This window comes from Aestuariibaculum sediminum (assembly GCF_014596945.1).
Classification (GTDB): domain Bacteria; phylum Bacteroidota; class Bacteroidia; order Flavobacteriales; family Flavobacteriaceae; genus Aestuariibaculum; species Aestuariibaculum sediminum.
In genome coordinates, this window is the sequence record NZ_JACVXB010000002.1 from 380,140 (window position 1) to 401,769 (window position 21,630).

The window sequence follows — 21,630 nt, forward strand, 5'->3', positions numbered from 1 at the left end:
ACTCAACTAAGTATTATTTAAAAATCATTACTAATCGTTCCGATGTTTTAGGATTAAATTTACGTAATTTATAATCGCCAAATACATCTAGTAAAAACACTCCGGCCGCTTCAAAAAGGGCTTCAAAATCGGCTAAGGTAAACGCTTTTACACATTCCTGAAAATTAAAATGTTCACCATCGGCAGAAAAACTAATGTCTTTAATGATATAATCGTTTTCCACATATCGCTTAAGGTGAAATTCAATACCTTCTACAGTTTTTGTTTCTTCTGGTACCAAATGATCAATGATAAATTCACTATTCATAAAATCGATAACGGCAAAACCAGAAGTGTTTAAATTGGCTTTTATCGCTTTTATGGTGTTTAAGTTATCTTCATCTTTATCAAAATACCCAAAACTAGTAAACAAATTAAAAACGGCATCAAACTGCTTATTAAACGGTTTACACATGTCGTGAACTGCAAAATGCAGGTTTTCATTCTCAAACTGTTTAGCAAATGCAATGCTGTTTTCACTTAAATCGGCGCCCGTTACATGGTACCCCAAAGAATTTAAATATACAGCATGACGGCCACGACCACAAGCCAAATCCAATATCGAACCGTTTTCTGGTAAGTTTAAATACTCGGTAAGCGTATCCATAAAATGCTGCGCTTCACTATCGTCTCGGTCTTTATATAATATATGATAAAATGGTGTGTCGAACCATGAGGTAAACCATTTTGTAGTATCTTTATTCATAGATGTTTTATGGGGTTCCCCGAATACTCGGGGCAGGCTTTCAGTTATATCTTTTTTATCAATTACCATTGGGCAATTATAAAAAAGGATGCCACTTCAATCCTTAACCTAAATTGATAATATCGTTAAATTCACGCAAAATTACGCTATTTTTGCTGTAATAAAAAAGAACAGACAGTAAGTCATATAAAATAATGGGAGAAAATTATGAAATGGTTGCCAAAACCTTATTTGGTTTTGAAGATTTATTAGAAAAAGAGTTAACGCAACTAGGTGCTCAGCACATAAAAAAAGGAGTGAGAAGTGTTTCTTTTGTTGGAGATAAAGGCTTTATGTATAAGGCTAATTTAGCATTACGAACTGCCATAAAAATATTAAAACCCATTACAAGTTTTACGGTTAACAGTGAAGAAGAATTGTATAGCAAAATGTATGCTATGAACTGGGCTGATTATTTAAAACCTACTGGAACATTAGCCATTGATGCCACGATTCATTCAAAACAATTTACACATTCCTTATTTATTGCACAAAAAGCTAAAGATGCCATTGTAGATAAGTTTCGCGATACGACGGGACAACGTCCTAATGTCGATTTGAAATTTCCCGATTTAAAGGTTAATGTTCGTATTGATAGAAACCAGTGTACTATTTCGTTAGATTCTTCAGGAGATTCTTTACATAAAAGAGGGTATAAACTGGCTACTAATATAGCACCGATTAATGAAGTTCTGGCCGCAGGATTAATTATGTTATCTGGTTGGGATGGGCAAAGTGATTTTATGGATCCAATGTGTGGTAGTGGTACGATGCTAATCGAAGCGGCAATGATAGCCTGTAATATACCGCCAAACTTAATGCGAAAAGAGTTTGCTTTTGAGCGTTGGCAAGATTGGGATGTTGATTTGTTTGAAAAAATAGAAGAGTCGCTTTTAAATAAAACCCGAGATTTCCATTTTAATATTACAGGATACGATAAAGCGCCAAGTGCAGTTAAAAAAGCTATTGAAAATATTAAACATGCCGAACTGGACGATTTTATTACTGTTAAGCATGAAGATTTTTTTAAAACTCAAAAAGGGGGCGAAAGAAAATTACATATGGTCTTTAATCCGCCTTATGGTGAGCGCTTAAATATAGATTTACAAGAATTTTATAAAGATATAGGTGATACCTTAAAACAGAATTACCCTAATACCGATGCCTGGTTTATAACCAGTAATCTTGAAGCTTTAAAATACGTAGGCTTACGTCCATCAAGAAAAATTCAATTATACAATGCCAAATTAGAATCACGTTTGGTAAAATACGAGATTTACGCTGGTAGTAAAAAAGGGAAGTATATGAAGTAAAGCGTTAGATTTATTACTACATTATTATAAAAGTAAAAGCCAGTTAAAGTTAATAACTGGCTTTATTTTTTATTACAAAAATTGGGATTAAGTTATTCAGGAATCTGCTGACTTAAACAATGCAGTGTTCCAAATCCCCAAATAAAGTCCGTTGCCGATATTCCAATAACTTCGCGATTAGGGAAACATTCAGCAATAATATTTAATGCTTTTCGGTCGTTGGCATCGTTAAAAGTAGGCACTAAAACAGCTTTATTAATAATTAAAAAATTAGCATAACTGGCCGGCAATCGAATGCCATCGAAGTCTAATTTTTTAGGCATTGGTAGGATAACAATATTTGGCGTTTTGCCGTTTTCTAATTTTGATTCCTGAAGACGTTTTAAATTATCTTGAAGTGGTTTGTAATTTGCATCATCAGGGTTCGTTTCTACAACGGTAATAATGGTGTCTTCGTTTACAAATCGCGCCAAATCATCGACATGGCCGTGGGTGTCGTCGCCTTCAACACCATTACCTAACCAAATGACATTGTTAACCCCTAAATATTCTTTAAAAACGGTTTCGTAGTCGGCTTTGGTGAAACCTTCGTTTCGTACTTGAATACTAGGGTGTAGCAAGCACTCTTCTGTGGTTAACAGGGTGCCTTTGCCATTAACATCGATAGCGCCGCCTTCAACAATAACAGGTTTACCTTTATAGGTGACTTGAGTGAGTGGAATGTTTAAAAAATCAGCTACTTTTTGAGGAATGGCTTTGTCTAATTTAAAGTTGTTATATTTTGCCCAACCATTAAAATTGAAGTTTAAAGCTTGGCGTTCATTTCCTTTTTTAACAATAATAGGCCCAGAATCTCGCATCCAGCTTCGATTGGTTTTGTGCACCATAAACGAAACATGACTCATGTTTACATGTGCCATTTCTAACAATCCAATAACTTTTGCCTTTAATTTTTCGGATGCAACCACAACAATAACCCCTTCTACGGACGCTACTTTTTTAATAAACTCAACAAAGGCCCATTGAATAGCTTCGTATTTTCCCGGCCAATCATTTCCATTATGTGGAAAACAGAGTAAAACAGCTTGTTGTTGTTCCCATTCTGCAGGGAATATCCATTGCTCTTTATTCATTAATCAATGACTCTTTTAGTGATATCTCCATATTTATCAATACGTCGGTCTCTTAAAAATGGCCAATTCTGACGTACATTTTCTTGAAGGGTTAAATCAACTTCGGCTATTAGAATTTCTTCTTGATCTACCGAGGCCTGCGCTAATATTTCTCCTTGAGGACCAGCAATAAATGAAGATCCCCAAAATTCTATACCGTTGGTATCTGGTAAATATTTTTCTAAACCAATACGGTTTGCTGCTGCAACATAAATTCCGTTAGCAACGGCATGTCCGCGCATTACATTCATCCAAGCGCCTTGTTGGTTTTCTCCAAATTCAGCCTTTTCCTGAGGGTGCCAACCAATTGCTGTTGGGTAAAATAGTACTTCGGCACCTTGTATTGCCGTTAACCTAGCCGCCTCAGGATACCATTGATCCCAACAAATTAAGGTCCCTATATTTCCTTTTTTAGTAGGGAAGGACTTAAATCCGATATCGCCGGGTGTAAAATAGAATTTTTCATAAAAATGCGGATCATCCGGGATATGCATTTTTCGGTATAACCCAGCTTCTGAGCCATCGGAATCGATAATGTAAGCACTGTTATGATAAACACCTGCCATGCGTTTTTCGAAGAATGGCACAATAATTACAACGCCAAGTTCTTTGGCTAAACTACTAAATGCATTAAACGATGTGCTGTATAATGGTTCCGCAAACGCGAAATTATCGACATCTTCGCTTTGGCAAAAATAGTGACTGCTATAAAGTTCGGGTAATGAGATAACCTCTGCACCTTGTTTGGCAGCATCTTTTACCCACTGAATACATTTGTTTAAATTGTTTTCAGGTGTGTTATTCAAGTTTAATTGAATAACAGCAATTTTATACGTGTTTTTAGGCATTTTAAACTATTAATTTTAAACAAAGATATATAATTTTTAAATGAAGAAGTTTAATTATTTTGAACGAAATTTTAGCAAAATTAGGTGTTATATCTTATTGTTTTTATAGTGTGTAAATAAAAAAAAAAGCCTTGCAGTTTTGTATAACGTGCGAGGCTTTATAATTTAAAACGTTTAAAAGTTACTTTTCTTTTTTGTACAATGGAATGCGATACGATAATGTATAACCATAGCCTACCCCAATGCCGCTGCTATCGTATGTTTTATGAAAACCGGGTATATAAATATTCTGGAAATTACCAGGGTCTGTTTCGGTAGCTAAGAATTTTAATTGCGCATTCAGACCTAAATACAAATTGGTAAATAACTCTACTTTTATTCCTAATATGATTTCTGCCCAAAATGCCGTTAAACCATCTATGGTTTTAGATTCCTCTGAAGTATACTGATTCCAATATTGGGTTGTATTATAAATGGTGTAATTGTTTAAATCATGACTAAATGTACTGCCTCCAACTCGAAAACCGAAATAAACCATGTTATCCATGTCTAGCCAGTTTTGATACATATTATAGTCAATTCCACCTTTTATATATCCTCCCTTTGTAGTAACGTTTAAATACTCATTGACGTTGGTTTTTTCTTCGTAACCTAATTCACCTGCTATATAGAGTTTTTGTTTTATTCGGTAATCTGCCGAAATTTCAAATCCACTATATTCATCATCGAGGGTTGAGCGGATAAGTTTTCCAATATCTCCCCCAACACGCAGGCCATATTTTAATTTTATTTTAACCGAGTCGTTAGCGATGCTGGTAATGCTGTCGTTTTGGGCATGAGCGCTAAAACAAAACAACAGTAGACATACCAAGCTATTAATGGAAAATATTGAAATGTGTTGTTGTTTCATCTTCTACAGATTGGTTATCGTTTAGAGGCTGCCTTGCTTTTATCCAGTTATCATTATCGCTTTCAACTGTAAGCGTTACGTTTTTAAAAATGGTTTTATAACCACATGCTCGCGATACAAATACCTCTTCTCGGCTGTAATTTATGGTGATTAAATCTGGATTGCCGTTTGGGAAATCGTCACTCGTGTCATCTGGAGTACCATTATCGTTTACCGAAAAGTTATTAAAAATTATAAATTGAGTTGTGTTTTCGTAAGTTTTAAGAGGTAAAGCTAGCTGCGTTACCGAGCCAGTGGTACTGATAGGTAGTGGATTTCCATCATCATCAATACCAGATACGGCAAGGTTTACAACTTTTTTCTTGCTCTCCTGATTATTAACGTCGTAAAAATCTACAATTAAGTTAGGCGTAGTCGGTGTGCTTCCTGGGCATAAATCGTCGCGCTCGCAACCGATATTAATGCCTGTTAAGAGCGTTAAAACTAATAGAGAAATAATTTTTAAGTATTTCATTCTTATGTTTAAATAGGTTGAATCTATTTGTTTAGGATTGGCAATTTAGGGATTTAATATGAACTATCGCTTTTCTAGGAGTACAACATTTTCAACATGAAATGTTTGTGGAAACATATCGACTGCCTGTGTTTTAACTACTTTATACATAGCATCCATTATAGCTAAATCTCTTGCTTGAGTGGCACTATTACAACTCACATAAACCACTTTTTTGGGTGCAATATTTAATATTTGCTGAACGACGTCTTTATGCATTCCATCCCTAGGGGGATCGGTAATTATAATATCCGGAATTCCATGTGTATTAATAAACTCTTGATTAAATACGTTTTTCATATCTCCTACAAAAAACTCACAATTATCAATATTATTGCGTTCAGCATTTTCTTTTGCAGCAGCAATGGCATCAGGAACGGCCTCAACACCTATAACTTTCTTGGCATTTTTAGAAACGAATTGAGCAATGGTTCCTGTTCCTGTGTACAGGTCGTAAACCAATTCATTTCCAGTTAATCCCGCAAAGTTTCTAGTTATTTTATAGAGCTCGTATGCTTGTTCAGAATTGGTCTGATAGAAGGATTTTGCATTAATTTTAAACTTTAAGCCTTCCATTTCTTCAAAAATGTGGTCTTCACCTTTGTAACAAATAATGTCCTGATCGTAAATGGTGTCATTGGCTTTACCATTTATTACATAAAGAAGTGACGTAATTTGGGGAAATTTATCAGAAATAAAATCTAACAGCAACTCGCGTTTTTCTTTGTCTTCTTTAAAGAACTGAATAAGCACCATAATATCGCCAGTAGTTGAAGTACGAATCATCATGGTACGTAATAATCCTGTTTGATTTCGGGTGTTAAAAAATTCAAGACCGTTATCAATTGCAAAAGCTTTAACTTCATTACGTATATCGTTAGAAGGATCTTGTTGTAAATGACATTTTTTAACATCTAAAATTTTATCCCACATGCCTGGAATATGAAACCCTAAGGCGTTTCTATCGCCTAAATCTTTGTCGGATTGCACTTCTTCTAGGGTTAACCAACGACTGTCACTAAAAGAGAATTCCATTTTATTTCGATAGAAATATTGTTTTTCCGAGCCTAAAATAGGTGTAACTTCAGGAAGTTCGATATGACCTAAACGAGTTAAATTATTAGTAACCTCTTTTTGTTTATAATACAGTTGATGCTCATAAGCCATATCTTGCCACTTACAACCACCACAAACACCAAAATGCTCACAAGCAGGTGCGGTTCGTTTATCGGATAATTTATGAAATACCGTTGCCTTACCCTCGTAATAGGCTTTACGAGCTTTAAATGTTTGCACATCTACAACATCACCAGGAACTGCGTTTGGTAAAAATATAACTTTTCCATCTGGTGCTTTGGCAATGGTTTTACCCTTGGCACCTGCATCTACAACTTCAACGTTTGTAAATAATTGTTTTCTCTTTTTTCTAGACATGATGCAAAAGTAGTAAAGCAATTGTTAGGGAGGAATAATTTCCATAAAAAAAGTGACCAAAATTAATGATCACTTTTTATTACATAAAACGGTGTTTTTCTTTTATTTTTTATTGAATTTCTCCAATATATTGCTCATTTGTTTTCCAGCCGCTTCACGACCACCCAATCCAAACGATAGTACTACAGTTAATCCTACCGTAGCCAACACAATGCCAAATGCAAGGTTAACTATCTCGTCTGCAATTCCCATTCTGTTTAAGCCAATGGCTAAAAACACCGCCAAAACAGATACTTTAATAATGTTTGCTACAAAAGGATTGTTACCACTTTTATTAAAAATAGTAACAGCAATATTTGCAATCCAGTTCCCTACAGCTAAAATAATAAGTCCAAAAATAATATTGCCAGCCATTTCGCCAATGTTATATGTAATCTCGGTTAATTGAGCAAAACCTAATTTTTCTAGTGCAGTTATTAGTCCAAAAAGTATTATGAATGCATAAACTATGTTAGTAATTAGTTTTTCAACGTTTGTATTTCCTAGAAAGGAATTAAGTTTCGCTTTTTCTAAAATTTCGTTAAAGTTTAGGCTATCTAAAAGGTCTTTAATGAGTCCGCTTACAAAACGTCCTCCAATAACAAAGAAAATTAAAATGACCGTGGCCAATAAAATTTTAGGAATAGCATCGAAAAAGCTTTGTAGCATGTAAGTAGCAGGTTGCGAAACAGCATCTAAATTTAATATGTTTAATGCAGCGATTAATAGAGGTATAAAAATAAAGATAAATACTACTTTTTTAAGAATATTGACTAAATTGATATTTTGTGGAAGGTGTAGTTTAGGGACAAGATTTTGGATAGTTTCTCCTGAAAGTCCAACAAATTCAGATACAATTTTAGCAAGCATATACCCAATGTAACCTACTAGAGTGGCACCAACAATGTTTGGGATAAATTCTGTGAAACCGTTAAGTAGATTTTTAGCAGGCTCTAAAACGCTGGTCATACCCAATCTTTCTAGGGCAACCATAAAGGTGAAAACCATAATTAAAAAGTAAACCAGTTTACCTATAAACTTGGAAACACTTACTTTAGAGGAGTCTGTTTTTTTATCTATGCCTGTTTTTTCTATAAGTTTTATTGTAATTCGCTTTAAAAATTTAGCTATAAAATAACCTAAAATTAAAATAAGAATAACGATAATGGCATTAGGTAAATATCCTGAAAATGATTGTTGAAGAGTATCAAGTAACTCTGTAAAAAAATCCATGGTGATTAGTTTGTTGATTAGTGAATAAGTTCATTGTTAAGACCCATTTTTAATCAATATGTCACTTTTCTTACAAAATTTGGAGATAACATGACTTTTAAAATCCCATTATTAGTTTTTCAATAGTAGATATATTTATTAATTTGCGCACTCTAGGGATGATTTCTCTCCCACGCTGAATTTTCGGACACTTCGAAAGGATAAAGGTACAGTAGGAATGGTTGTTTTATTAATTTAAATTTCATTAAAATGGCTGTTTTAAAAACATTAACATCGCAGCAAGCAATAGATTTAGAAAATAAGTATGGAGCTCATAACTATCATCCATTACCCGTGGTATTAAGTCGCGGAGAAGGTGTATATGTTTGGGATGTAGAAGGAAAACAGTATTACGATTTTTTATCAGCATATTCTGCAGTTAATCAAGGGCATTGTCATCCTAAAATTATTAATGCATTGGTAGAACAAGCAAAGGTACTAACCTTAACCTCCAGAGCTTTTTATAATGATATGTTAGGGAAGTACGAAAAATATGCCTGCGAGTATTTTGGATTCGATAAATTGTTACCGATGAATACGGGTGCTGAAGCTGTGGAAACCGCTTTGAAAATTTGTAGAAAATGGGCCTACGAGGTTAAAGGAATTCAAGAAAATGAAGCTGAAATTATTGTTTGTGAGAACAATTTCCATGGAAGAACCACAACTATTATTTCGTTTTCTAACGATCCTGTGGCTCGTGAAAATTTTGGACCATACACCAAAGGATTCATTAAAATAGAATATGATAACCTAAAGGCATTAGAAGAAGCTTTGAATAGTAATTCAAACGTTGCTGGCTTTTTAGTAGAGCCTATACAGGGCGAAGCTGGGGTTTATGTACCAAGCGACGGCTATTTAGCTAAAGCCAAAGCCTTGTGTGAAAAATATAATGTTCTATTTATAGCGGATGAAGTACAAACAGGGATTGCCAGAACAGGAAAACTATTAGCTGTAAATCATGAAAACGTAACTCCTGACTTGTTAATTTTAGGAAAAGCAATAAGCGGCGGAGTTTATCCAATAAGTGCTGTATTGGCTAATAATAATGTTATGGATGTTATAAAACCAGGTAACCATGGTAGTACTTTTGGAGGAAATCCTGTAGCTGCAGCTGTAGCTATGGCCGCCTTGGATGTGGTGAAAGACGAGCATCTTGCTGATAGAGCTGAAAAGTTAGGTGTAATATTTAGAAGTGAGTTAAATAAATATATTACAACGAGTTCTATTGCTAAATTAGTTAGAGGTAAAGGTTTATTAAATGCTATTGTAATTAATGATAGTGAAGATAGTGATACTGCTTGGAATATTTGTCTGGCTTTGCGTGACCATGGTTTATTAGCAAAACCGACCCATGGTAATATTATTCGATTTGCGCCACCCTTAGTGATGAATGAAGACCAATTATTTGATTGTATCGGGATTATTAAAAAAACACTCGAAAAGTTTGAAAATTGATTAAAAAAAAAGCGACCACTAGGTCGCTTTTTAATTTTATGTTTTAAATCTGAATTTAGCTTTGCTGCAATTCTTCCAGGCGCTCTCTTAATAATTCTTCATTTTGTAGCGTTTCAAAGCCAAAGTAGACGATAGCCCAAACAATTAATAGAATGAATATAATGCTTAAAACAAGTGAAATAATTGCCATTATTTTTCCAGCTTTTACATTGCCGTAGCCTTCATATAAATCGGGGTTCGATTGGTACAATTTTGTGGCCTTTGAAGCAAATATCAAGCCAACAATTGCTAAAATTAAACCAGGAATTCCGTAAAAGCAGCATCCTAAAATAGATAGAATACCAAGAACGAGTACTAATGTCGAATTAGGTAAATTTTGTTTTTCCATGTTGTGGTTTTTAAAAGAATTTATAAATGTAATTGGTTATTATAATTGTAAAATTTAGGAGAAATAAACCGACAAGTATATGGTGTCCATTATCAAACCTAAATTTAATATGTAGTCCTAAAAAGATGAACATTAGTACGATGGTATAAATAGCTGGATACATTATAAAAGCCTCCTCAAATTTACCTTGTAAAATAAATAATAGCGACCTTTGCATACCACAACCAGGACAATCAACACCAAAAAATTTTTTGTTTAGGCAGGGTAACATATATTCTTCTATACCACTCATTTTTTCTTACATATTTCTTCAAATGTAAAAAAAATAAGGACTGCTTAAGGTTATTTAAGGTTGTTTATTACAACTTTTTTAGTGAATATTTGGTTATCTTTTAATAAAATTCTAGCAATATAAACACCATTGCTTAATGCTTTTGTAGAAAAGACCTGGTTGGTATTTATCGAACGAATAGGTTTGTTAATGACTTGTTTTCCTGTAACATCTATTAACTGAAATTGCTTATAATCTATATGGTCAGGGTTGTATATTTTTAATTCCGCGATACGATTATTTTGAAAGACGTTAAAATGTGATAAAGTTTCAGACTGAGTATTTAAAGTCTCTTCATTTTTACTGAAGGTAATTTCAAAACGATTACTATAGGTGCCAGCTTCAATTTGCGTTAGATAATCCTGATGTCTTAAGTTTACATATGTATTCAGTGTTTTATCATGCACGTAAATAGGTGTGCTTATATTTATGTTTTGGATATCAGTAATTCGAATAGCTAAAGGCATATCGTTTGCAATTTTCACCACAAAAGGTATTGTTGTATTGTCATCAAAAGGAAGAGCCTGTGCGAGATAATCTTGACTTTCTGTTCTTAAGCACGCATCCGATTTTAAACTTTTATCTAAAGAGGTTTTTATTTCTAAACCATAGTCAAATCCTGTTGTAGCATTTTCATGAAATGTTTCTACCAATTGTCTGGTATATTGGTTGTTAAAATCAATGTTTAGTCTGAATCGCTGATACGTCAATGGTACCTTCGAAAACTTATTGCTAGAAGTATTCTGAGAAAATTGTTTATTGAAGGTGTTTTTGAAGAATGTAGAGGAATCGGTGGCCACATTTTCTTTTTTAAATACACGATGACTATTTTTTGCTTTAACAAAACCAGAAGCAATCCCTGAAACCATAAATCCTTGTCCAATAGGTAAATATCTTGAGTTGGCAAGCGATTTACTTGCTGTACCTCCACTATTAGTGTTTATGGTACCATCCCCGTTATATGTTTTAAAGGTGGCGGGAGTGAAGGTAATAAGTTTGCCATCGGCACTAATGGTATAAGACGAGTAACCGCCTTGGTAATCTCTAATTCTATGAGAATTTACATTAGGATCTTGCTCCCAAAAGCTTAAAGTACCATCGATAACGGTTTGATTTTCTGAATCATGAATATATGCTGCGGCATCCAAGGCGGAAGGGTAAGGGTTTCCAACCAACGAGGTTTTTCCTGTTTCAACTTGAACAGGTATAGTTCCTGTATTAGGTTTTCCTCTAAAATCATAACGTTGTGAAGCGCTAGATCCACTTGTTCCTTTCATTGTAAATCCTTCACCAGGATTAATTGTTGTATTCCCTTGCACATGAACCCAACCATAATAACCGGTACTGGCTATGTATTTCCAAATCCAATATGGTTCAATGTTTAAAGGGCTTGATGTTCCATTATAATTTGAACTATGATTAAAAGTGGCGGGGGTAGAAGTGGTAAGATCTATAACATCATTTAAAAAGGAAATACCAAAAGTATTATTGTCGGCACTACTATTTTTATTTCCAATAGGGGAACACCAATAGTTGTATTCATAAGCGTCTACATTTCCATTTTGATATACACTTAACTCGCCTTCACCAGTGTTTCGTTCGTTTTCCTCACCTTGAACAAGTTGTCCAGAATCTCTTAAATAAATTCGGCTTTCGGATTCGTTTAGGTTTATGTCTTTGTTTACAAAAACAACTTGGTTTTTAACAAATACAAAACTGTCATTTCTCACCGAAAGTTGTGCGTAAGTGAGATTACTAACTAATAAAACAAGGTAGGTAAATTGTCGTATCATGATGATTTTAAGGGCATTTTACAGTACAAATATATAATATTTTATGAATATTTAGCGTTTTATCGATAAAAAAATACTTTTTATCGAAGTAATCTCATTAAAATAGAGAACCATTTTAGTTCGTACTGAACATAATTTGGCTTAATTTTACCACTTTAAAACAAATTATATTTAATATTCCTAAAATGAAATATTTAAATTACATATTAATCATGATAGGTGCAGTAATAGCGATTTACTCAAAGGCTGGTGCTAATCAAAATCAATACATTTTAATAGCTGGTATAATTATTTTGATGTTTGGGGTTTATCGAATTTCAAAAACAATACCAAGTAAATATTCAGAAACCGACGACGACAACGAAAATAAAGAAAAGTAGAAGGATGCAATTTAAAATTGGCGATAAGGTATTAGTTTTAGATGAAAATATGTCTGGGGTTGTAACTGTAATTAAAAATGACCAGGTTACTATTGAGACAGAAGATGGCTTTTTTCTTAATTTTAATGAAAGTGAATTAATTGGTGTTAAGTCTAAAAACGATTTAGCCGTAGATCTGGATTTAGGTATTGGACTAGCCATTCGCGAAAAGGAACAGCAAAGGAAGCATAAAAATCAAGGTAAGAGAAAGGCGAAAGAGCGTTATGAGCCTACGATGGAGGTCGATTTACATATTCATCAGTTAGTTAAATCGTCTCGTGGTATGACTAATCACGATATGCTTACCTTACAACTAGACACTGCTCGCAGACAACTTGAATTTGCTATAAAAAAACGCATTCAAAAAGTTGTATTTATTCACGGGGTAGGTGAAGGTGTATTAAAAGTTGAGTTGGAATATCTATTTGGTCGCTATAACAACGTAAAGTATTACGATGCCAATTACCAAAAATACGGTTTAGGCGCTACCGAAGTTTACATTTACCAAAATCCATCTAACGATTAATTAAAAACAGGAGATAATGTTTCTGTTTTTAAGTTGCTGCTAATTTCAGAGTCATTTAAAGTTCCAAAATCCAAAATATCATAAGAAATAACAGTTAAATCAAAATCATGTACTGTTATACTCACTTTAAACTCTTTGGTAATATTGTGTGCTCTGTAGGATGTTGCTGGCACGGTTGTCATCACTTCTGGATTTAAATAATCAGGACCAACATCGGGGTTAATAATGTCGTTTGCCGGATTATTATCCTGAGACTCATTCTCTTCATCACGAGTAAAAACACCATCGTTGTCATCATCATTATCTAAATAGTCCGGTATGCCATCGCCATCAGAGTCTTGTGCATCATCAGGATTATTGTTTCCGTCGGGATCAGGGTTTTCATCTTTTGTAAGTACATTGTCACCATCATCATCTGCATCCAAGTAATTTGGTATCCCATCGTTGTCGGTATCATCATTAGTTAAATCGCCATCGCCATTTAGATCTTCAAGGAGTGAAGGGATACCGTCGTTATCATCTTCTGTTAATTTTGTTTCTATAACAACGTAACCGCTAATAGCTTCATAGTCTTCTATAATTATTGCTTCAGAATTAGGGATGTCATTACAAAAAATATCATTAGGTAAAGTGCTGTTACTGTAGGTACGGTAATTGAGTTTGTTTGTGGCCGATAAATTAAAAGTGTCTCTGTAAACATTGTTATCGCCAACCGTTAGAATATCATTCAAATTATCGAGTTCCGAAATTTTTACAGATAAAGATTCTGAAGGGTTACTTTTTGTTTTATAAAACACTAAACCATTACTACCACATACTAGAAATTCATTGTCAAAATCTAATTCTACATCAAGAACATCGCCATCATCACAGGCCATATAGGTAATTAAACTCAGTATAGTTAAAACAAAAAATATCTTACGCATTCTCTTTGGATTTTAAGGCAAAAGTAAATAATTGTAATTTATAACGTAGCTTATTGCCAATAATTTTATTCTAAGTAATTTTGTTGTGTAACTGCCATAGTAATTATGTTTTAAGCAGTTTGAATTATAATAATTTGGTTTCGAGGAAAATCTCGAAATTTAAATAACTCGTAGAGCGAGAAAATCATTTTTATGCAACAAGTATATTTTGATAATGCAGCAACAACGCCAATTCGTGAGGAAGTAATTGACGTGATTTCTGAGGTGATGAAAAGTAGTTACGGAAATCCTTCATCATCACATAGTTATGGAAGGTCATCAAAAGTTTTAATTGAAAAATCAAGAAAAACAATTGCCAGATATTTAAACGCATCTGCAAGTGAAATTGTTTTTACGTCTGGAGGAACAGAAGCCGATAATTTAGTATTGGTAAGTGCTGTTAGAGACCTTAAAGTTACTCATATTGTTACTTCAAAAATAGAACATCATGCGGTTCTGCATACAGTTGAGGCATTAGAAAAAGAATACAAAATTCAGGTAAGCTATGTGAATTTGGATGCTCAAGGAAATGTGGATTATTTACATTTAAAAACCTTACTGGATACCGAAAGAAAAACGTTGGTAAGTTTGATGCATATAAATAATGAAATTGGAAATATTTTAGATATTAAACGAGTTTCTGAATTATGTAAAAGTTACAATGCCTTATTTCATACCGATGCCGTCCAGTCTATAGGGCATTATGAATTAGATTTAAGTGAAATAAAGGTTGATTTTCTTGCTGCTTCGGCTCATAAATTTCATGGACCAAAAGGAATAGGATTTGCTTATATAAGAAAGGAAAGCGGAATAAAACCTTTAATATCAGGAGGGGAGCAGGAGCGTGGATTACGTGCTGGAACAGAAAGTGTTCATAATATTGTAGGCATGGAATTGGCGTTAAAGTTAGCATACGACAATTTAAATGAGGAAAGTAATTTTGTAAACGACTTAAAAGAATATTTCATAAAAAACATACAAAAGAATATTCCTGGAGTGAAATTGAATGGGCAATCCGCAGATACCAAACATAGTACCTACACGCTAGTTAATGTGTGTTTACCGGTATCAGAAAAGCAAGCTTCCATGTTATTATTTCAGTTAGATTTAAAAGGTATAGCATGTTCTAAAGGTAGTGCGTGTCAGAGTGGAAGTAATCAAAAATCGCATGTGTTAGCCGAAATTTTAAACGAGGAAGATTTACAAAGGCCGTCTATTCGGTTTTCATTTAGTAAGTATAATACAAAAGAAGAAGTGGACTTTGTTATTCATATTCTGAAAGCGTTTATTGTAAAGTCGGTATAAGTATATTTTTATAAAATTACACTTGATCGTATTTTATTTGCTTTTTATCGGGATTATGTGTAGGTTTGTCTAACTGAACAATAACTAACTAAAAATAATGATAAGAATAGTCTCTCACACTTTTATTCTTATATTAGTGTCTTGTGTTGTACACGCCCAAGTAGGTATAGGCACAACGAATCCCGATCCATCTTCTGTATTAGATATTTCATCTACATCCCAAGGTATATTGGTGCCTCGAATGACTACAGCCGAGCGTATTGCAATAAATAATCCTGCCACAGGTTTGTTAGTATATGATACAAGTTTAGGTGAATTTGCTTATTCAAATGACGGCTCTTGGTCTACTCTGGGAAATGCAAAAAGTGCTAATCAAACAACTAGTAAAACAGGTTGGGTCGCTTTAAAGGATGCAGATTATAGCCTGACTTTAGCTGGAATTACAGTAAACGAATCAACAGAACCAACGAATTTTACTAATATAGATTTGGATTTTTCAAATAACGCTTCGGACGGTGTCATAGAAGATTATGCGCCGAAGGGATACGAGGCAAACGATTATTTTGACAATAATTCTCATAGAATACAAGCTTTAAATGAGGGTGATGCTGTCGAAATCCGACTTCAATTCGATGCAATACCAGAGGCTAATAACAGTTTTTTAGTGATAGCACTGGACATTGGAGACAATAATTGTACAATTATTTATCAAAAAACGATTCCTTTACTCCGAGGCGCGGACGATGTTAATAAAATTAGTGAAACCCTATTGCTGTATCAGCTTAATACTTTTAAGGTCAATGGTGCTAAATTGATGGTTGGGTATTCAGCTACCAGCGGTTCCCCTGGTAATGTATTTTTATCAGATTTCAGTATGGTTATCTCTAGGATTCACGCTGGAGAATAACTATTGTTTATAATGGTTAAACTGTAAAATGTCAAGAATTTTTTCGAGTTTAATCATTAATGAAGTGTTTTTGATGTATAATTTTTTTTAATATATGTGTAAGAATTGATATATGTCAACTTATTCGTGAATTCTGTCAAAATCTTCTAGGAATTCCTAATAGAGTATGTATTTTCGGCTTACATAATATTAATTATTTATATATAATGATAAGAATAGTCTCTCACACTTTTGTTCTTATGTTAGTTTCATGCGTTATGCGCGCCCAAGTGGGTATAGGAACAACAAATCCAGACCCTTCGTCAGTATTAGATATTTCATCAAATTCACAAGGTTTATTAATCCCCAGAATGTCAAGCCAAGAGCGAGAATCCATTAGTTCTCCTGCATCAGGCTTATTAGTTTTTGATACGGATTTACTGGCTTTTGTATTTTCAGATGGGGAAACCTGGTCCACCATTGGTAAAACACGAGGAATAAACTCAGGTATAAATCCAACAGGGTGGGTCTCATTAATCGATGCTGATTATCAATTAACTTTGTCTGGTATATCTTTAAGTGAGTCTAGTGACCCCACTAATTTCTCCGATGTAGAATTAAACTTCTTAAATGATTCATCAGATCAAGTCATTGAAACCTATGCACCTGATGGTTTTTCAGCTTCTGATTTTTTCGATAATGAAACACATAAAATTAAAGCTATACAGGAGGGTGATACCATAGAATTACATTTAAATTTTAATGCTGTGCCTGATGCTAACAACAGTTTTTTGGTTATTGCCTTAGATATTGGAAATCCTAATGGGAACATTATTTTTCAAAAAACAATACCTCTTTTGAGAAGTTCTGGAGATTCCAATAAAATAAGTGAAACTATTATGGTATATCAATTAGAAAGTTTTGTAACTAACGGTGCAAAACTAAAAGTGGGTTACTCTACAACTAGCGGGTTACCGGGCAACGTAACGTTATCCGATTTTAGTTTGCTAATATCAAGAATACATACTCGTAACTAGTAAAATAGCCTTTTTATTTCGTTAGAATTTCATAGTAGTTCTTACATTAAAAACACGTGGCGTTAGGTAATTTGGAATGCCGTATTGTCTTTTGGTATAAACATCGCGAACCCAAGTGTTGGTGATAGAGTTCTGTACATCAAAAACATTGTAAATTTCAAAACCAAAAGACATTGATTTAAATGGTTTTCTCCAGCCACTGTTAAATCGTTTATTGGCATCAACCAAAACAAATTGTAATCCTAAATCAGCACGCTTATAATCTGGTAATCGGTTTTGATATTCGTAGGGGTTGGCGTAGCTTGGCGAGCCACCCGGTAAGCCAGTATTGTAAACTAAATTTAAATAAAGCTTTAAGTTGGGTACATTTGGTACATAATCCTGAAACAAAGCTGCAAATTTTAAACGTTGATCCGTTGGTCTGGAAATATAACCTTGATTATTAATGTTTTCTTCGGTTTTTAAATAGCCAAAACTAAACCATGATTCTGTGCCAGGAACAAATTCGCCATTTAGTCTCATATCTAATCCATAGGCATAGGCTTTAGCGTTATTGGTGGCACGGTAGCGAATTCTTACGTTTTCAATAGTATATGGATTTACATCGTTTAAATGCTTGTAATAGGCTTCGGAAGTTAATTTAAAAGGACGATTCCATAATTGGAAACTGTAGTCATTACCAACTACAAAATGGAAAGATTGTTGCGCCTTTACATTTGGTTGAACAATACCATTGGCATCTCGTAACTCTCTGTAAAACGGTGGCTGATAGTAAAGGCCTGTGGCTAAGCGAAAGAGCATGTCTTTTTCCCAATCTGGTTTTATTGCAAATTGCCCTCTCGGACTAATAACCGTTTGGTTGCTTGTTGCAATCCCTAAGCCTCTAACACTCCAGTTATGTGCTCGAATACCCGCATTATACCAAACATCGCTATTGCCAATTGTACTGCGCTTACTCCATTGTAAATACGCCTGAATTCTGTCTATTTGCGTTTTATTAACGCTTCTAACATTTTGAAAAGCTTCCAGCGGCCCTGTGTAAGCTATATATGGTTGCTCATTGGAGGGCAATGTTTTTGGCGGCCTAATTGAAAAACCTGCCGAATCAATTACTTCCCATTCTATTAAACGGTCTCTGATATTTTCATGCGTATATTTTACAGACCATTCAAACCTATGACTATTATATTTATAATCTCCTTTATGTTCAATATTGGAAATAAGTGCATCCAAATCGTTTCTACCATGATTTAACTGGCTACCTATACCACGACTATATTCAACGTCGCCTAAATCTTCTCCGCCAATATCGGTATTAACTTCACCTAATCGATATTGTGCTAAAATGTCGAAATATTCTTCTTCTGTGGTATGGTATGTAGAGGATAAAAGTTTTAAATTTAAGTTGTCGTTAGCGAAATAGGTGCCCTTTAGTGCGCCAAATATAGTGCGATATTGATCTTTTTCTTGGCCTTCATAAAAAACTAAAAGGGCAATTGGCTCACTAAAAGTGCCAAAATTCGTCTGTCTTGTTTCAGGTTGATAGTTATATTTGTTTATACTGGCATTGCCCAAAAAACTTAAATGAAACTTATTGGAAAATTTATAGGTTAAAAAAGTCTGAATATCCGAAAAAGACGGTTGAAAATTAGTTTCTGTTTCTTTTGCATTTACCAATAAACTATTGTCTCGGTATCTTAACCCAGCAATACCAGTGAATTTGGAATCTTTACTAATGTTCTCTACCGAAACACTTCCACCTAAAAGGCTTAAGTCGGTATTAATCGCAAACTGATATGGTGTTTTGTAGGTAATATCAAGTACAGATGAGAGCTTATCACCATATTTTGCTTGAAATCCTCCTGCCGAAAAATCTACATTTTGAACCAAATCGGTATTAACAAAGCTTAAACCTTCTTGTTGCCCAGAACGAATTAAAAACGGACGGTATACCTCAATGCCGTTAACATACACCAAATTTTCGTCGTAATTTCCACCTCTAACGGCGTATTGAGTACTCAGTTCATTGTTATTACTTACTCCAGGTAAGGTTAGAAGTAAATTTTCTATTCCGGCATTCGCTCCAGGAATTTTTCTAATGGTTTCGGGATTAAGTGTAATTATACCTTCAACATCCCTTTGGTTTGAATTATTTATAATTACCGTAGCAATTTGTTCGGTATTCGTATTCATTACGGGATTGAATTCCAGAATTTCGCCGTTTTTTAAATTAAAATGGCTTGCAATTTTTTTTAATGATAGGTGAGAGAATTCTATAAACACATCCTGATTTGCAGGTATGGTTAGCGTATAAAACCCATTATTATTGCTTGTTGTACCACTTGTGTTCCATGTAATATTTACATTAGAAACCGGCACGTTATTACTGTCTAAAATTACCCCTTTTATCGTAGCCGTTTGTGAAATACCTGAAAACGATATTAGTAAACAAAAGGCAAAAACAGAATAGAAAAAAGCTTTCAATAGTCTTTAAATTTATTTTCTATAGAACACAGACTCAAATGTAGAACTATTTCCCACATTATCGGTAACTATAAGTTTGAAATTATTTTTGGTTTCCGAAGAAATATTATCGTTAAAATCGTAGGTAAGGGTTTTCTTTTTGTAATCGTATTCCATTAAAATCCACTTCCCATTAATTGTAGCACGGTAATTTGAGATACCTGAACCCGAATCGTCTATTTTAATTTTTAGAAAGCGGTACTTACTAATCCACTGTTCATTTTTAAAGTTAGGAGAAAAAATTCGAGGGTTGCTTGTATCCGAGGTTAATGCGTAAACGCCGAGGTATTTTGTACTAGCCATTAATGAATCTCCTTTTCTTCTAGTAGCGGTATATACTGGATAATTGTTATTATTACCCACTAATCGCGAAATATATAATTTCTCTTTGTCACTATCGTTGTATTTCTCTATGTTAAAACTAATATTAAAATTCTTTTTTGCAGGAACGATGTCGTCATGTAAAGTTAGGGTATCGTTTTTTACTTCAAAATCAATAAAGAAATCTTCGTAGAAAGTGTCAGGATAAATTTGAACAGCAATATTCCCAGACTTTAAGTTTGTAGTCTGGTTGGTATAAACGAAATAAGGAGATTCTTTTGGCGTTAACATTTTTAGACTTTCTGGTTTGCTGCCTTCGAGGTTTAAAGTAACCCAGCTATCATTATTTTTAAAATCGACTACTCTTATTTTGTAAATAGCATCGGTACTGTCTTTAATTATAATTTTCCCATCATTAAACTCGGGATTGTATAGGCTTAATTCGTTGTTAATATTGAATAGCTTTTGAATTCTGTGTTTTGTGGTTTTATAATGTTCGTAATCGATAAGCTGATTAATATTGTTTGTCTCATCGAAAGAAAATGACTGAAAGTTAATTTCAAAATTTTGACTTCCATTTAAAAACGATTGAATTTGATACACACCATTGGAGTTAGCCGCTAAATCTTGCCTGTCATTTGTTTCAATCCCAATACCTATGGCGCCATAGGCCTTTATTTTTTCTGTGGTAAAATCGCCAGTGGCCGATGGGATAAGTCGTATTTTTTGTTTTTGGTTTGAATGGTTTACATAAGACGTGTCGTTTAAAGCGTAAGCATAAATAGATTTTATGAAGGGCTTTGTGGTGTCTTTTACATCAATGCCGAATAACATCGGGTTTAGAGGATGTTCTAATTTGTTTCTAATTTCAAAATGTAAATGAGGACCTTGAGAACCTCCAGTATTACCACTGTAAGCCACTAATTCGCCTTGAGCAACTAAAAGTTCGTCGGCATTTGGAAATAATTCAATTTCAAACGATTCGGCTTCATATTGTTTCTTTTTAATGTAAGATTCGATTTTAGGTGCAAATTTTTGTAAATGCGCATATACAGTTGTATAACCGTTAGGGTGAGTTATGTATAATGCCTTGCCATAGCCATAATGAGAAATTTTAATTCTACTCACAAAACCATGAGCAGCTGCTTTTACTCTTAATCCTTCTCTATACTGAGTTTTCATATCTAATCCACTATGAAAATGGTTAGAACGAAGTTCGGCAAAGGTTCCATTTAGAATAAGGGGGATTTCTAAAGGAGATTCAAAATAATTCTGAGGATAATTATTTTGAGCAGGACTCGTTAAAGAAAATGTGAATAAAAGAAATAGGGCTAGTCTCATAAAAATAATAGGTTG

The 21,630-nt window shown here is 34.0% G+C and carries 20 protein-coding genes; 7 read left to right on the forward strand and 13 right to left on the reverse strand.

Annotation, left to right across the window (positions count from 1 at the left end; genetic code table 11):
* Window positions 1-13: 13 nt before the first annotated feature.
* Entirely contained in the window at window positions 14-745 is a 732-nt protein-coding gene (locus tag ICJ83_RS06445) for a class I SAM-dependent methyltransferase (RefSeq protein WP_188229559.1), read from the reverse strand.
* Between the two features lie 194 nt (window positions 746-939).
* Here ICJ83_RS06445 and ICJ83_RS06450 point away from each other — a divergent pair, with 194 nt between their 5' ends.
* A complete protein-coding gene (locus ICJ83_RS06450; RefSeq protein ID WP_188229560.1) occupies window positions 940-2,097 on the forward strand; it encodes a THUMP domain-containing class I SAM-dependent RNA methyltransferase in 1,158 nt (385 codons plus the stop codon).
* Window positions 2,098-2,189: 92 nt separating this feature from the next.
* Here ICJ83_RS06450 and ICJ83_RS06455 read toward each other — a convergent pair whose 3' ends face one another.
* The 6 genes from ICJ83_RS06455 to ICJ83_RS06480 all read right to left on the reverse strand — a co-directional run bounded on the left by ICJ83_RS06455 (window position 2,190) and on the right by ICJ83_RS06480 (window position 8,286).
* Entirely contained in the window at window positions 2,190-3,230 is a 1,041-nt protein-coding gene (locus tag ICJ83_RS06455; RefSeq protein ID WP_188229561.1) for an agmatine deiminase family protein, read from the reverse strand.
* Window positions 3,230-4,117, reverse strand: coding sequence for a carbon-nitrogen hydrolase (locus tag ICJ83_RS06460; RefSeq protein WP_188229562.1), 888 nt, complete (start codon window positions 4,115-4,117; stop codon window positions 3,230-3,232). Before ICJ83_RS06460 ends, ICJ83_RS06455 begins: the two co-directional genes overlap by 1 nt.
* Window positions 4,118-4,298: 181 nt before the next feature.
* Window positions 4,299-5,027 (reverse strand): DUF6048 family protein, encoded by a 729-nt coding sequence (locus ICJ83_RS06465; protein ID WP_188229563.1) that lies wholly within the window; start codon window positions 5,025-5,027, stop codon window positions 4,299-4,301.
* The gene (locus ICJ83_RS06470) at window positions 4,993-5,541 is read right to left on the reverse strand and encodes a DUF6452 family protein (RefSeq protein WP_188229564.1); all 549 of its coding nucleotides are present in this window, start codon (window positions 5,539-5,541) and stop codon (window positions 4,993-4,995) included. The genes ICJ83_RS06465 and ICJ83_RS06470 overlap by 35 nt, the downstream gene beginning before the upstream one ends.
* Before the next feature lie 63 nt (window positions 5,542-5,604).
* Window positions 5,605-7,014 (reverse strand): 23S rRNA (uracil(1939)-C(5))-methyltransferase RlmD, encoded by a 1,410-nt coding sequence (gene rlmD, locus ICJ83_RS06475; protein ID WP_188229565.1) that lies wholly within the window; start codon window positions 7,012-7,014, stop codon window positions 5,605-5,607.
* 102 nt (window positions 7,015-7,116) lie between these two features.
* Complete coding sequence (locus ICJ83_RS06480) at window positions 7,117-8,286, reverse strand: mechanosensitive ion channel (RefSeq protein WP_188229566.1); 1,170 nt, start codon at window positions 8,284-8,286, stop codon at window positions 7,117-7,119.
* 249 nt (window positions 8,287-8,535) lie between these two features.
* Between ICJ83_RS06480 and rocD the strand changes: the two genes are divergently transcribed.
* A complete protein-coding gene (rocD, locus tag ICJ83_RS06485; RefSeq protein WP_188229567.1) occupies window positions 8,536-9,780 on the forward strand; it encodes an ornithine--oxo-acid transaminase in 1,245 nt (414 codons plus the stop codon).
* A gap of 55 nt (window positions 9,781-9,835) precedes the next feature.
* On the opposite strand, the gene ICJ83_RS06490 is transcribed toward rocD, so the two are convergent.
* From ICJ83_RS06490 to ICJ83_RS06500, 3 genes are read right to left on the reverse strand one after another with little or no spacing between them, the layout of a single operon-like run.
* Entirely contained in the window at window positions 9,836-10,168 is a 333-nt protein-coding gene (locus ICJ83_RS06490; protein ID WP_188229568.1) for a CCC motif membrane protein, read from the reverse strand.
* A gap of 10 nt (window positions 10,169-10,178) precedes the next feature.
* Window positions 10,179-10,460 (reverse strand): DUF2752 domain-containing protein, encoded by a 282-nt coding sequence (locus ICJ83_RS06495; protein ID WP_188229569.1) that lies wholly within the window; start codon window positions 10,458-10,460, stop codon window positions 10,179-10,181.
* 50 nt (window positions 10,461-10,510) lie between these two features.
* Window positions 10,511-12,292: a T9SS type A sorting domain-containing protein gene (locus ICJ83_RS06500; protein WP_188229570.1), complete on the reverse strand. Its 1,782-nt coding sequence runs from the start codon at window positions 12,290-12,292 to the stop codon at window positions 10,511-10,513.
* 185 nt (window positions 12,293-12,477) lie between these two features.
* On the opposite strand from ICJ83_RS06500, the gene ICJ83_RS06505 reads away from it, so the two are divergent.
* Together ICJ83_RS06505 and ICJ83_RS06510 are read left to right on the forward strand one after the other, a co-directional pair.
* On the forward strand, window positions 12,478-12,672 hold the full coding sequence (locus ICJ83_RS06505) for a hypothetical protein (protein WP_188229571.1): 195 nt from the start codon (window positions 12,478-12,480) through the stop codon (window positions 12,670-12,672).
* A 4-nt stretch (window positions 12,673-12,676) separates the two neighbouring features.
* Window positions 12,677-13,237: a Smr/MutS family protein gene (locus ICJ83_RS06510; RefSeq protein WP_188229572.1), complete on the forward strand. Its 561-nt coding sequence runs from the start codon at window positions 12,677-12,679 to the stop codon at window positions 13,235-13,237.
* Here the strand turns inward: ICJ83_RS06510 and ICJ83_RS06515 are convergent.
* Window positions 13,234-14,163 (reverse strand): hypothetical protein, encoded by a 930-nt coding sequence (locus ICJ83_RS06515; RefSeq protein WP_188229573.1) that lies wholly within the window; start codon window positions 14,161-14,163, stop codon window positions 13,234-13,236. The genes ICJ83_RS06510 and ICJ83_RS06515 overlap by 4 nt on opposite strands.
* Before the next feature lie 192 nt (window positions 14,164-14,355).
* Between ICJ83_RS06515 and ICJ83_RS06520 the strand changes: the two genes are divergently transcribed.
* The 3 genes from ICJ83_RS06520 to ICJ83_RS06530 all read left to right on the forward strand — a co-directional run bounded on the left by ICJ83_RS06520 (window position 14,356) and on the right by ICJ83_RS06530 (window position 17,430).
* Window positions 14,356-15,507 (forward strand): cysteine desulfurase family protein, encoded by a 1,152-nt coding sequence (locus ICJ83_RS06520; protein WP_188229574.1) that lies wholly within the window; start codon window positions 14,356-14,358, stop codon window positions 15,505-15,507.
* 97 nt (window positions 15,508-15,604) lie between these two features.
* Window positions 15,605-16,414 carry a hypothetical protein gene (locus tag ICJ83_RS06525; RefSeq protein ID WP_188229575.1) on the forward strand — a complete coding sequence of 270 codons (810 nt, stop codon included), beginning with the start codon at window positions 15,605-15,607 and terminating at the stop codon, window positions 16,412-16,414.
* Between the two features lie 206 nt (window positions 16,415-16,620).
* Complete coding sequence (locus ICJ83_RS06530) at window positions 16,621-17,430, forward strand: hypothetical protein (RefSeq protein WP_188229576.1); 810 nt, start codon at window positions 16,621-16,623, stop codon at window positions 17,428-17,430.
* Between the two features lie 21 nt (window positions 17,431-17,451).
* Here the strand turns inward: ICJ83_RS06530 and ICJ83_RS06535 are convergent, their stop codons facing one another.
* Both ICJ83_RS06535 and ICJ83_RS06540 read right to left on the reverse strand, forming a co-directional pair.
* On the reverse strand, window positions 17,452-19,914 hold the full coding sequence (locus ICJ83_RS06535) for a TonB-dependent receptor (RefSeq protein ID WP_223154614.1): 2,463 nt from the start codon (window positions 19,912-19,914) through the stop codon (window positions 17,452-17,454).
* Window positions 19,915-19,926: 12 nt separating this feature from the next.
* Window positions 19,927-21,615 (reverse strand): M23 family metallopeptidase, encoded by a 1,689-nt coding sequence (locus tag ICJ83_RS06540; protein ID WP_188229577.1) that lies wholly within the window; start codon window positions 21,613-21,615, stop codon window positions 19,927-19,929.
* Window positions 21,616-21,630: the final 15 nt, after the last annotated feature.

Bases quoted from the DNA above. Each gene is read 5' to 3' on its own strand.
- ICJ83_RS06445 (WP_188229559.1), bottom strand. From the start codon at position 745: ATGAATAAAGATACTACAAAATGGTTTACCTCATGGTTCGACACACCA.
- ICJ83_RS06450 (WP_188229560.1), top strand. From the start codon at position 940: ATGGGAGAAAATTATGAAATGGTTGCCAAAACCTTATTTGGTTTTGAA.
- ICJ83_RS06455 (WP_188229561.1), bottom strand. From the start codon at position 3,230: ATGAATAAAGAGCAATGGATATTCCCTGCAGAATGGGAACAACAACAA.
- ICJ83_RS06460 (WP_188229562.1), bottom strand. From the start codon at position 4,117: ATGCCTAAAAACACGTATAAAATTGCTGTTATTCAATTAAACTTGAAT.
- ICJ83_RS06465 (WP_188229563.1), bottom strand. From the start codon at position 5,027: ATGAAACAACAACACATTTCAATATTTTCCATTAATAGCTTGGTATGT.
- ICJ83_RS06470 (WP_188229564.1), bottom strand. From the start codon at position 5,541: ATGAAATACTTAAAAATTATTTCTCTATTAGTTTTAACGCTCTTAACA.
- rlmD (WP_188229565.1), bottom strand. From the start codon at position 7,014: ATGTCTAGAAAAAAGAGAAAACAATTATTTACAAACGTTGAAGTTGTA.
- ICJ83_RS06480 (WP_188229566.1), bottom strand. From the start codon at position 8,286: ATGGATTTTTTTACAGAGTTACTTGATACTCTTCAACAATCATTTTCA.
- rocD (WP_188229567.1), top strand. From the start codon at position 8,536: ATGGCTGTTTTAAAAACATTAACATCGCAGCAAGCAATAGATTTAGAA.
- ICJ83_RS06490 (WP_188229568.1), bottom strand. From the start codon at position 10,168: ATGGAAAAACAAAATTTACCTAATTCGACATTAGTACTCGTTCTTGGT.
- ICJ83_RS06495 (WP_188229569.1), bottom strand. From the start codon at position 10,460: ATGAGTGGTATAGAAGAATATATGTTACCCTGCCTAAACAAAAAATTT.
- ICJ83_RS06500 (WP_188229570.1), bottom strand. From the start codon at position 12,292: ATGATACGACAATTTACCTACCTTGTTTTATTAGTTAGTAATCTCACT.
- ICJ83_RS06505 (WP_188229571.1), top strand. From the start codon at position 12,478: ATGAAATATTTAAATTACATATTAATCATGATAGGTGCAGTAATAGCG.
- ICJ83_RS06510 (WP_188229572.1), top strand. From the start codon at position 12,677: ATGCAATTTAAAATTGGCGATAAGGTATTAGTTTTAGATGAAAATATG.
- ICJ83_RS06515 (WP_188229573.1), bottom strand. From the start codon at position 14,163: ATGCGTAAGATATTTTTTGTTTTAACTATACTGAGTTTAATTACCTAT.
- ICJ83_RS06520 (WP_188229574.1), top strand. From the start codon at position 14,356: ATGCAACAAGTATATTTTGATAATGCAGCAACAACGCCAATTCGTGAG.
- ICJ83_RS06525 (WP_188229575.1), top strand. From the start codon at position 15,605: ATGATAAGAATAGTCTCTCACACTTTTATTCTTATATTAGTGTCTTGT.
- ICJ83_RS06530 (WP_188229576.1), top strand. From the start codon at position 16,621: ATGATAAGAATAGTCTCTCACACTTTTGTTCTTATGTTAGTTTCATGC.
- ICJ83_RS06540 (WP_188229577.1), bottom strand. From the start codon at position 21,615: ATGAGACTAGCCCTATTTCTTTTATTCACATTTTCTTTAACGAGTCCT.